Genomic DNA, 10,793 nt, shown 5'->3' with positions numbered 1-10,793 from the left:
AGTGCGGCTCCAGCCGAGCCCGCTCTTCATCCGAAAGATCTCCCCGCCCCATGTCCCACGGAACGAGTTCCCAGCGGGAGCGTCACACGACCCATCGAACAGGCCCTAGACAGGTCAACAGGCGCCTTCCCAGCACCCGGTCGCTGCCACGCCCTGCAGCTGAGCTGCGGGCCTCTACGAGGCAGCGCGCTCGTAGACGACAGTCGTGTTGGGGCAGTCCTCGGCAAGTCCGAGAAGCGCCTGGCGCTCAGCCTCGTCGACGGCCAAGTCCCAGCGGAGCTTGGTGCCGACCCAGGTCGCGGCATGTCTGTCAGAGCCCAGATGGCGCCGGCCCCGCCCGCACCGATGACGACCCCTGCCACGAGGGCCGGGACCTGGTTCCGGTGCTCACGTGCCGGTTTCCTCGACGTCACTGCAGGAGGAGGCTCTCCAGACCCATCCATTACCTCAGAGTGCTGCTCCGCTCGTGTCCGCATGCCAGGAGCTCCCTGCCCAGACGGCCGAACGTGAGCGCGATTTCCCGGGAACTCGAGGACCAGGTAGTCCGCAGGCTGATCTCGGAGAATTCGTCGACGCTCATTCCGGCTCCTCGCTGGCGGCTTTCAGCCTTCGACCGGGCGGGAGCCACGCCTCCGGCCGCACTCGTTGCCGCCTTCCATTCCAGCATGGCGCGACCGCGCACGCACTTTCGTGACGGCCAGGCGCCTCGGCACGGCACGCCGTCCGTCACCCGTTCGGCGGGCCCGCCGCGCGGGTGGAAGGTGGCGCTCGTAGCGTCGGGCCCGGTTGAAATCCGCCGTAGCACCTGGGAGAAGCCGATGACGGACGAGTCGATGGAGAAACTGGCCACGGAGGCGTGGATCTACGGGTATCCGCTGGTCACGGCGGCCCTGACCAAGGACGCCATGACGGCGGTTCCAGCCCGCGACGACGCGAGGCGAAAGGCCCCGGTCAACCAGTTCTGCTACATGCGCGCCACCCCGGACGCCTCCTTCACTGAGGTCGTCTCACCGAACGCCGACACCCTGTACTCCAGTGCCTGGCTCGATCTGTCCGATCAGCCCCAGGTGTTGACCCTGCCCGACTTCGGCGACCGGTTCTGGATGGTCCCGATCCTGGATGCCTGGTCTAATGTCTGTGCCGTCGTCGGCCGGCGCGAGTACGGCCCGTCCGCAGGCCCGTTCCTGATCGCCGGGCCGTCCTGGTCGGGAGCGACGCCGCCCGGGCTGACCCTGCTGAAGTCGCCCACCGCCGTGAACTGGATCATCGCCCGTTACGCGACCAGCGGCCCGTCGGACTTCCCGGCCGTCAACCGGCTCCAGGACGAAACCCGGCTGATTCCGCTGTCGCAGTGGACCGGCGACCCGGACGGCTACTCTCCTCCCACCGACGTCCCCGTCTCCGCCGGTGCGGACACCACGACGCCGCCTGTCGACCAGGTCCACGGGCTCGGCGGCCGCGAGTACTTCGCCCTCCTCAGCCGGATGATGGTGGACAATCCCCCCGACCCTGCCGATGCCCCGTTCCTGGGCAGGATCGCCAAACTGGGCATCGCACCCGGCGCGAGCCCGGACGACCTGTCCGCCGAGCAGCTCGCTGCCCTGGACGCGGGCACGCGGCGCGGCCCGGAGACCCTGCGCGACCTGCTCGCGCAGGCGGAATCCGGGAACGTCGCCGGGTGGACCGTGCACCGAGGCCTGGGGGACTACGGCACCGACTACGCCAAGCGTGCAGTCATCACCCTGGTCGGGTACGGGGCCAACCTGGACGCCGACGCCCTGTACCCGCACGCCACTCACGACGCCGACGGCCGGCCCCTCGACGGCGCTCACACCTACGTATTGCACTTCGACGTCGGTCAGATCCCGCCCGTCGACGGCTTCTGGTCCCTCACGATGATGGACGAGCGTCAGCTGTTCGCCGACAACCCGCTGAACCGGTATGCGATCGGCGACCGCAGCGGCATGCGGACCAACCCTGACGGCTCCCTGGACATCTATGTCCAGCACGACAACCCGGGGCCCGACCGCGAGAGCAACTGGCTCCCCGCACCCGAGGGCAGCTTCAACGTCTTCCTCCGCCTCTACTGGCCCCAGCAGCCCGCCCTCACCGGCGACTGGACCCCGCCCACACTGCAACGCACCAGCTGAAACCTGAGGGCCCCGGTACCTTCCCCAAGGATTCCTTCTCGAGCGCCGTCAAGCCGAACCAGGGGGATCGCAACCGGGGCCCACCTGCTTCAGGAGACCAGCCCGTAGATGCTCACAGCGGTCAGCCAGAGACCGGCGAGCAGAGAGATCGTGACAATCAGCTGTTCCTGGTGCTGCCCCAGCCGGTACCGCAGGGCGTTCAGCCGGGTGCACGTTTCTTCGCAAGCAGGCCACTACTCGCACAGATGGACGAGGTCGGGCGGCGCTCGAACGGCAGACGGTGAAGGGCACGTGCTGTCAGTGGTGGCTCGTAGCGTCGAAGACAGGGGCGCGGGATCCACCGGGCCCACAGAACGCCGGGAGCGGTCATGGGTGAGATCACCGTCAGCGCGCAGGACATGGACCACCTCCTGCGCGACCCCGCGAGGGCCTACGGTGCTCCGTACCAGCAGGCCTACGCCCAGCTCGCCGAGACGCACCGGGGCCGGCCGGCCGACGAGATCGTGCCGCTGCTCCGCGCGGCCGCCGAGGCCGCGCTCCTCGACTTCACCGGGGCCGACCTGCGCGAACAAGCACAGGCAATCAGCAGCGGCACGCCGTACGAGCTCCAGGTCCGCGTCACCGGGTAGCAGGGGCGTGCGATCACGGGCTGGGTCTGCCTAGCCTGGGAGCACGTCCAGGGAGGCCTGGAGGAGTGCGGATGCCCCGTCCCCTGTGGTCCGGAGGGGTGTCGTTTCCCTGCGGCAGGTGCACGTGGAGGACGGTGGCCGGATCCGGTACCGCAAGACGTGCGATGTCGATGGCCAGGTCCTCGCCGAGGACGATATCGGCAAGGGCTACGAGATCAGCAAGGATCACGTCATCCCGATCACGGACGAGGACCTGGCGGAGATGCCGCTGCCGACAGCGAAGGCGATCGAGATCGTGGCGTTCATCGACCGGGAAACGCGCGTCCCGGAATCCTGAACGTTGGTAAGCCGGAACCTGCATGCCAGCTGATGGCTGCGGCGGTCCCACGGGCGGGTTCCGGCCCAGCTGACGGGACATGGCGAGCGAAGCCCGGTTCTGCCAGGAGGAATGGGAAGACGACAGCTGATCTGAAAGACGCATCCCGCCTGGGACTTCGACTTCTACGACGGCGACGAACTCACCCGGCGACTGCCCTGACAGGCCGCTCTGTACGATCACCGAACACTGGGCGCTGGTCCGGCTGTCCTGTGCGAAGATCAGTAAGTGGTGCCCTGTCCGGATAGTTGAGGGAGTTGGCGGGTGTCCGCCTTGGACTTCTACGCTCACGTCGCCATTTGCGGTGAGGTCCTGGGAGTTGGCCTCGGTGCCGACCCGGAAGCCTGGGAAGCCGCCCTGGGGACGACATGCCTCGATGTTCCCGGTGGTGGCCTACTGCGGCGGGACTACGGGCTCGTGGAAATCAACTTCTCGCCGGACCAGCCAGGGCGGCACGGACAGATGTCGTGCTTCGGCTTCGGCGTGAAGATCCAACGACTGCTGTACGACCAGTCCCCGAGCACCGTGCCGTCCCCGCTCTCGCGGGAGTACGGGGAATTCGCACCCGGAGTCCCCTTCAAGGAACTGCAGACCGCCATCCTGACCCTGGGCCACACGATCGAACTCGACAAGCTCAACACGTCGAGTGACATGGACTGCTACCGCGTATCCGCGTCCGCCGCCCGCATCCACGTGGTCGCCGACCCTGACCCGTACGGGTCAGGCGACCCAGATCCAGACGGACATCAGAGGGGCGACGTCTGGTCCGTCGACGTGTGGTGACCAGCCGGCGACCTCCCAGCAGCGTCCGCGATATCTCTTCGCTACGAGGAGCGCCGGGCAACGATCACCTGCGCGGCAGGCAACGATCTGAAGAGCGCGCGCCACCCAGTTGATCGTCCACACTCAAGCCCCCCATGCCGCATCCAACCGGCTAGCCCGCAGGCCGACCAGATCCCTTTCCAGTTGAACGGCGTCTCCGGGACGAACCGGTGCCGCTGCCCGCACGGACATGGCGCCAGCACCCAGGCGCACCCACGGCACAGCTCCACCCAGCCGTGCCCGGTCGAGTGCGACACCAGCGGTCTCTCGTCCCCGCAGGCGGGGCAGCCGGGGAGGTCGGTGCCGTCCTGGCCGACGTGGCAGAGGGACGGGGAGGCCTCCTCAACGTCTTCACGCCCCACGCCACGACGGGCGTGGCGCTGATCGAGACGGGCGCGGGCAGCGACCCCGACCTGCTGAGGACCCTGCACCACCTGCTCCCCGCCGACGAACGCTGGCAGCACCGGCACGGAAGCCGGGGCCACGGCCGTGACCACGTCCTGCCGGCCATCGTCGCCCCGCACGCGACGCTCCCCGTGATCGACGGCGAACTGGCGCTCGGCACCTGGCAGTCGGTGTGCCTGGTGGATACCAACAAGGACAACCCCGACCGCCAGGTGCGGTTGAGCTTCCTGGGCTGACCGAGTCGATCAGGATCGCCCTGGGAGCGGCCGCACGACCGGGTTCTTCCCTCTCGGCGTGCTCGTCCCCGTACGGCCGGAGTGCTTCGTGCGACCCGTCCCGCTCCTCGGTACGGCAGACCGCCCCCCGTGCCATCAGGCCCACGAGGCGCCCGGACGCGGGCGGGGCGTCAGCCGGTGCGCCAGCGGCGGACCGTGTCGCCGTCGAAGGTGAGCCAGGTTCCGTCGCCGAGGGGCAGCGTGCGGTCCGTCACCTCGATGCCCGGCGGATACGTGACCTCGGCCCGGAGGCGCAGGTCGTCGGCGCCGAGCAGGGCGTGACGACACTCCTCCTCCCAGGGGTCCTCGCCGACCGCCGCCAGGACCCGTTCGTCATCGAGGAAGCCCGGCTGCCCCATGAAGACGAGCTCGTCCGGGAGGACCACAGCTGCTTTCGCCGCCGTCCGGCGGCGGGCCGGTGTGTCGTATCGGGTGAGCTCCTCCCCGGCGACGGCGAGCGTCAGGAAGGCGCCGGAAGGGAGGCTGCTGCCCGTGAAGGGTTCGTCGTGATCGCCGACCTGCGTGATCGCCAGGTGCTCCCGCGTGGCGGTGACGAGCAGGGAGTACGCCTCCTCCTGCCCTTGGGCCGCGTTGAGGAAGACCTCCTGCGCGGCGGCCGGGCCGATCGGCTGCTGGAACTCGTACGTGCCCCAGCGTGTCGGGAGCTCCGCCGCGGCCAGGACCGTTCCGGTGGCGAGGTCCAGGTTCAGCAGCACCTCGGTCGGGTCGGTGTCGAGCGCGGGCCGGACGACCGCGAGCAGCGCGGTGCCGGCGGGGTCGGGGGCGCAGGCGCCATGGGCTCCGCTCGGCCACGCGGGGTGCGGGAAGGTCCAGCGGATGCTTCCGTCCGCCTCGTGGAGGGTGACGGAGTCGATGCCGCTCACCGCCAGGCCGCCGCCCGGTACGGGGGTGGCGTACACGCGGTCCGGCCCGGGCAGCCGCCAGCTGTGCCGGACGCCGAAGACCGTGCTGGTGTCCCTCGAGAGGCGGCCCGCTTCGACCCGCGCTCCGTCACGGGCCACGATCCAGTGGGCTCCGTCTCTGACGAGGAACGAGTCGAGCCGGCCCAGCGCCGAGCCGAGGCCCGGCAGCTCCTGGGTGGCCGTGAGCTGGGCTGGGACGGTTTCGTACTCCATGCTGGTTCCTACTTCTTCTTGAGGTAGTTGTCGGGCCAGTAGAACTTTAGGTAGTTGCCGCTGGGCTCGTACAACTGCACGATCCGGCCTTCGCCCGCAGCCGCGCGGATGATCGGCGGGCAGATGTCCGGGCAGACCGGCCGGGACGCCGCGCCGTGCGTCGGCAGCCAGCTCTCACGGCCGCTCGCCTCGTGCCTCCTGTGGAGGAAGTGGAGGATGTTCTGTTCGGCGTGGCCGCCTCGCTCTTTGGGCGGCGGTTTGGGCAGGTACTCGTCCGCCGGGATCGGAATGAGGCCCATCTCCTTGGCCAGTTTCAGCTGGTCCTTGGTCAACGGCACCTTACTGGTTCCCGCGACGAACATCCGGGGCCCCTTCGGCGTGATCGCGTGGATGACCGCGACGGTCTGGTACCGCCGCTTGTCCTCCGGGAAGACGTGCGCGATCTTCGTGGCCATGTCCTGGAGGGCCTGGAGGCACGGCGCGAGGCCCAGGGGGTCGGCCTCGGTGAGCGGGTCGGCGATGTAGCCGACGGGGTTCGGTGCGGGATCGAGTCCCAGGGGGTCGGGGGTGAGGTACCGGCCGGCCTCCGGGTCGTAGTGCCGGAAGTAGTTGTAGTGGAGACCGGTCTCCGGGTCCGCGTACTGGCCGGGGAAGCGGAGCGGCGTGTAGGCGTCGGCGTCCTGGTTCCAGCTGGTGACGCCCCAGTGCGTGGCGCGGCTGTGCCACGCGATGCGGCCCGTCTCGTCGACGAGTTCGGTGGGCGTGCCGATCAGGTCGGTCACGACGGCGAAGAACCGCGAGTCGATCTCGGTCTGGTCGGCCCCGGCCGCGTCGGCGCCCATGGCGGGTGCGCGGTGTTCGATCTGGGCCAGCGGCCGGTGGCCGTCGTGTTCCCAGGTGAGGGTGGTGGCGCCGACGCTGTCCGTCTGTTCCGCCAGGCGCGCGTCGTCCCAGGTGAACACCGTCTGCGCGACGACCGTACCGTCCGGACCGTGCCGCCGCTTTGCCGTCCGTCGGCCGAACGCGTCGTAGAGATACGTCCACAGCACACCGTCGGGCGTGGTGCAGGAGGTGAGCCGGTCCTCGGCGTCCCAGGTGTAGCGCCATACGTCGGGCTTGCGGGAGAGCCGTTTCCTGCGCCGTTCGACGACCCGCCCCGCTGCGTCGTGGACGTAGCTCATGGCCCCGGCGGAGCGGACGGCCGTCCCCTCGATTTCGCGAGGGCCCCGGGACTCGGGGTGCGGCGCGCGGTCCGGCCAGTGGGCGGCGGTCTGGTTGCCCTCGATGTCGTAGGCGTACGTCTCGGTCCAGCCGGCGGACTCGATCCTCGACGCGCGCCCCGCCGCGTCACGTTCGAAGGTGCGGGTGTGACCCGTGAGGAGGTCGGTGAGGGAACGCACCCGGTCGTCGGGCCGGTAGTCGTACGCGTGTGAGCGCACCGGGCGGCCGGGCACGGCCAGCGTCTGTTCCCTGATGCGGCCGGAGCCGTCCCACTCGGTGGAGAGGGTCAGCGGCTTGTCCAGCGGCCCGAGGGAGCGGCGGACCTCCCGGCCGAGCGCGTCGTGGGTGAAGGTCAGGGTGTGACCGCCGAGGTCGAGCGCGGAGCGGTTCCCGTTCGCGTCGTACGTCAGCGTGGTGGCCACGCCGCTCGGGGTGACCCGGCCGGTGCGCCGGCCGAGCGCATCGTGGTGGTAGCGCGTGGTGCGGCCGTCGACCGTCTCGGCGGTCACCCGGCCCCGGTCGTCCCGTTCGATGGTGAGGGCCGAGTACGGCGACCTGGCCGAGGTCATCCGCCCCATCACGTCGTACGTGAGGCGGGTGACGGTGCCGTCCGCCTCCTTGGCGACCAGCAGGCCGTCGTCGTCGAAATGATGCGTGACGACCTGTCCGAGGACGTTGGTCCGTGAACTCCACCGGCCTGCGGCATCGTAGGCGTAGCGGACCGTCCGGCCGTCGAAGTCGGTCTCCGAGACGATACGGCCGACGGTGTCGCGCGAATAACTCCAGCTGTGCCCGGCCGCGTTGCGGACCTCCGTGAGCCGAAGTTCCGTGTCGTAGCCGAACTCGTGGCGTGCGCCGTCCGGCGTGGTCCGGGCCGACGGGAGGTCGAAGTGCGTGTACTCGTGGAGGGTGCGGCCCCCGAGGGCGTCGACCTCAGCGACGCAGTTGCCCTCGCCGTCGTGCTCCCAGGTGTGCGTGGTGCCGTCGGGAGCGGTCCGCCGCGCCGGCAGGCCCTCGACGGTCCATTCGAGCGTGGTGACAGCGCCGCCGGCGTCGGCCGTGACGGGGCGGCCGAAGGCGTCGCGCGTGAACGTGATGGTGTTCCCGGCCTCGTCCGTCCGGGAGAGCGGGAGACCGGCGCGGTCCGGTACGAACGTCTCCGTGCGGCCGTCGACGTCGGTGATGGAGAGCAGGGCGCCGTTCTCGTCGTAGGTGAAGTGGACCGTCGCGCCGTCCGGGCCCACCAGCGCCAGCTGGTTGCCACGCTCGTCGTACGTCCTCGTCCAGCGAGCGCCGTTCGGCGCGGTCGTGGCGACCGGCATGCCGAGGTCGCCGTACTCGGCCGTGGTCACCGCGCCGCCCGGCGTCGTCACGGCGATGAGGTGCCCCTCCTCGTCCCAGGTCCAGGTCGCCGTCCTGCCGTGGGTGTCGGTGCGGCTCAGGAGGCGGTCGTACCGGTCCCAGTCCTGGCTGACGGTGTTGCCCAGCGGGTCGGTCTCGGCGACGGTCTGGAGGCGCTCGTTGATCAGGTAGACCGTGGTGGCGCCCATGGAGTCGGTGTAGTGGGTGGTGCGTCGTTCGATGTCGTAGGCGAAGGTGGAGGAGAGGCAGCCGTCGGGGCCGACGGTCTCGACGACCCGTCCGCCGCCGTCGTACACGTAGCGGAACGTCGAGCCGTTGCGATCGGTCCAGGACGTCACGCGGTCGGCGTGGTCGTAGGTGAAGCGCAGTGGCAGCCCCGAAGAGTTGACGACGGCGTCGAGGTTTCCCGAGACGTCGTACCCGTAGGACATGACGTCCACCGGCCCCTGTGGCGTGTCCACCGCGAGGGAGACGACCCGGTCGTCCTCGGCCGTGACCCGGACCCGGTAGCCGCCGCTGTGCGAGACGACGATCGGGGCGCCGTCCGAACGGCGGGAGAACGTCACGGAGTTGTCGTTGCGGTCGGTCAGCTCGCTCAGCCAGTACGCCGTCGATGTCCGGTACGGGCTGCCGGTGAAGGAGCGGGTGAGGCCGGTGTCGGGCTCCGTGACCGTGTACGTGGTCAGATCCTCGTGCGTGCCGCCGTGGGCCAGCGGGATGCGGGGGCCCTCGACGGGCAGGACGTCCTCGCCGTCCGGCTGTGGGAGGCGCGGGTAGACCAGCAGGGAGCCGTCTTCCCGCGCCCAGACGGCGCCGCCGCCCACCGGGTCGGGTTCGATGCGTTCGTCGAGGGTGGAGGCCCAGCTGCGACCGAACCACTGCCCATAGCGGTAGGCAGAGAGGTGGGTGCGCTCCAGGACGAGGGGCAGGGTGCCCGGAAGCATCAGATCCGTCTGCGGCAGCGTCATGACACCGGTCGCCACGTCGACCGGGTCGTTCTTGCAGGTCTTCTTGTCCAGCGGGATGCCGTTGCGGCGGGGATCGTCCTTGGCGTCCCGCAGCGGTTCGGGGCGCGTGCGGCGCTGACCGTCGGAGCGCGAGGGGCCGCGTCCGTCCTTTCCGCCGGGGCCGTTCCCCTTGTCGTCGTGGTCGTCCTTGCGTTGGCGGGCGAGGCGGTCGCGGGTGGCGTCGTCGTTGTTCTTGTGGTCGGTGGATATTCGCTTGACGGCTTTCGGTAGCGTCTCGCCGACGTGGTCGCCCATGGTCTTGGCGGACTTCACCAGGGCACCCATGGCCTTCTCGATGACGGGGTCCAGGGCGTCGGCGATGTTGTCGCGCCCCTTGTTGCGACCCTGAGCCGTCCTGGCCTTGGTCAGCTTTCCGGTGGTCTTGCCGTGGATCCCGGCGCTCACGCCGTTCAGCTTCGTGCCGGCGCTGTCGTGCTCGTCGTGCTCGATGTGGAAGCCCTTGCCCTTGCCGCCGCCACCGCTGCCCCCGGCGGAGGCGAGGTTGAGGCCCTCTTTCGCGCCCTGCACACCCTCGTCGAAGCCGTCCTTGCCGGCCTGTTTCGTCTGGTCGAGGTTCACACCGTTCTGGACGCCCAGGGCGTCCATGCTGACCTGGACGACCAGGTCGGCGGCCATGTTCTCCAGCGCCGCCACCGCCGGCTCCGTCATCACCGAGACGATGTGACCAACCGCCTCCTCCATGGCCCCCGTGATGAGCTTCAGCAGCTGCTTCTTCGTGAACGCGATCGCTCCGGCGCCCAGCAACGCGGACAGGCCACCAGTCACCGGGATCAGCGCCATGGCCAGGCCGGTCTGACCGGCCAGAATGCCGAGCTCCGCGACCGCCTTCCACTTCATGGCCTCGATCGCGCCCGCCGCCATGTCGAGTGCGCCGGCGATCGTGCGGCCCGCCGAGACGAGGTCCTTGAGGTGTTTGCCCTTGACCTTGCCCCAGTGCTCGTTGAGCGCGTCCATGGCCTCGCCGTGGCCCGACGACAGCAGACGCTCCATGTGGTTGTTGGCGAGCTGCCCGTCATCAGCCAAGTCGTCTGCGAACTCCCGCAAGGCGTCCGCCATCTCCCGGTAGGCGTCCTCGTCGACGTTGGGCCAGTTCACCCCCACGAGGTCCAGCAGTGTGTCCGCCCAGTCCGGCACCGTGACAGCCATGACCCCATGTCCCCCGTCAGATGATGATCAGCCAGCCCAACAGTCCTACCACGGCGTCCAGGCGATGCGTAATCCGCTACAGCAACCTGTCTGAATGTGTGACGAAAAGCGTCACCGGTTTGGCAAAGTACCCAGCTCACAAGGCTTGCGAGGTCAAGAAGGCCTGACCGGCCAGCAGTTAACGTCGTCGCGAATGCGACGGAGATCCGGGAGACCGGGGCCGGCCCCCTGAGGAGCTCGGCG

General features: G+C 69.6%; 6 protein-coding genes and 1 pseudogene. 5 read left to right on the top strand and 2 right to left on the bottom strand.

Going from position 1 to position 10,793, the window contains the following annotated elements; all coding sequences use genetic code 11:
* Positions 1–818 precede the first annotated feature (818 nt).
* The 5 genes and pseudogenes from AOK00_RS25285 to AOK00_RS25265 form a co-directional block, all read left to right on the top strand.
* Positions 819–2,150 carry a DUF1254 domain-containing protein gene (locus AOK00_RS25285; RefSeq protein WP_055602564.1) on the top strand — a complete coding sequence of 444 codons (1,332 nt, stop codon included), beginning with the start codon at positions 819–821 and terminating at the stop codon, positions 2,148–2,150.
* Positions 2,151–2,518: 368 nt separating this feature from the next.
* Positions 2,519–2,779 (top strand): hypothetical protein, encoded by a 261-nt coding sequence (locus tag AOK00_RS25280; RefSeq protein ID WP_055602563.1) that lies wholly within the window; start codon positions 2,519–2,521, stop codon positions 2,777–2,779.
* A 118-nt stretch (positions 2,780–2,897) separates the two neighbouring features.
* Positions 2,898–3,116: a Ku protein gene (locus AOK00_RS25275; protein ID WP_437441443.1), complete on the top strand. Its 219-nt coding sequence runs from the start codon at positions 2,898–2,900 to the stop codon at positions 3,114–3,116.
* A 456-nt stretch (positions 3,117–3,572) separates the two neighbouring features.
* A complete protein-coding gene (locus AOK00_RS25270) occupies positions 3,573–3,938 on the top strand; it encodes a hypothetical protein (RefSeq protein WP_254047491.1) in 366 nt (121 codons plus the stop codon).
* Positions 3,939–4,294: 356 nt separating this feature from the next.
* A pseudogene (locus AOK00_RS25265) lies at positions 4,295–4,618 on the top strand (YjbQ family protein); the annotation flags it as partial.
* Positions 4,619–4,788: 170 nt separating this feature from the next.
* Here the strand turns inward: AOK00_RS25265 and AOK00_RS25260 are convergent.
* Positions 4,789–5,793: a hypothetical protein gene (locus AOK00_RS25260; RefSeq protein WP_055602559.1), complete on the bottom strand. Its 1,005-nt coding sequence runs from the start codon at positions 5,791–5,793 to the stop codon at positions 4,789–4,791.
* Between the two features lie 8 nt (positions 5,794–5,801).
* Positions 5,802–10,550, bottom strand: coding sequence for a DUF6531 domain-containing protein (locus tag AOK00_RS25255; RefSeq protein ID WP_055602558.1), 4,749 nt, complete (start codon positions 10,548–10,550; stop codon positions 5,802–5,804).
* Between the last annotated feature and the right edge of the window lie 243 nt (positions 10,551–10,793).

The sequence above is a fragment of the Streptomyces aureus genome (assembly GCF_001418135.1).
Taxonomy (GTDB): Bacteria; Actinomycetota; Actinomycetes; order Streptomycetales; family Streptomycetaceae; genus Streptomyces; species Streptomyces aureus_A.
The sequence above is the reverse complement of the archived record's forward strand: the minus strand, read 5'-3'. Positions and strand labels throughout refer to the sequence as shown.

What these genes read in the sequence shown, in the direction of transcription:
- AOK00_RS25285 (WP_055602564.1), top strand. Translation starts at nt 819, where the DNA reads ATGACGGACGAGTCGATGGAGAAACTGGCCACGGAGGCGTGGATCTAC.
- AOK00_RS25280 (WP_055602563.1), top strand. Translation starts at nt 2,519, where the DNA reads ATGGGTGAGATCACCGTCAGCGCGCAGGACATGGACCACCTCCTGCGC.
- AOK00_RS25260 (WP_055602559.1), bottom strand. Translation starts at nt 5,793, where the DNA reads ATGGAGTACGAAACCGTCCCAGCCCAGCTCACGGCCACCCAGGAGCTG.
- AOK00_RS25255 (WP_055602558.1), bottom strand. Translation starts at nt 10,550, where the DNA reads ATGGCTGTCACGGTGCCGGACTGGGCGGACACACTGCTGGACCTCGTG.